The organism is Flagellimonas flava, from assembly GCF_050617915.1.
GTDB classification, from domain to species: Bacteria; Bacteroidota; Bacteroidia; order Flavobacteriales; family Flavobacteriaceae; genus Flagellimonas; species Flagellimonas flava_A.
In genome coordinates, this window is sequence record NZ_JBODQE010000044.1 from 1 (window position 1) to 279 (window position 279).

General features: G+C 55.2%; 1 protein-coding gene. It reads right to left on the bottom strand.

Going from position 1 to position 279, the window contains the following annotated elements:
- Window positions 1–279: thiamine pyrophosphate-dependent enzyme (locus ACRHOZ_RS20910; RefSeq protein WP_431130200.1), on the bottom strand; the 279-nt coding region annotated here is incomplete at both ends.

The window sequence follows — 279 nt, forward strand, 5'->3', positions numbered from 1 at the left end:
GGGTAACGCCCTTGAATTTCTCGGGCTCGTCGGTGACCACCACAATCTTGCGAGCGCCCTCGGCATGGACCTGGGCAATGACGTCGGTGACTTTCAAGATCCCGTCTACGGGTTGGCCGCCTGTCATGGCGACGGCATCGTTATACAGAATCTTGTAGGTGATATTGGAGTTGGCTGCGATCGAGGCTCGGATCGCCAAAATTCCCGAATGGAAATACGTGCCATCGCCCAGGTTGGCGAAGACGTGTTTTTCATCGGTAAAGGGTTGTTGGCCAATCC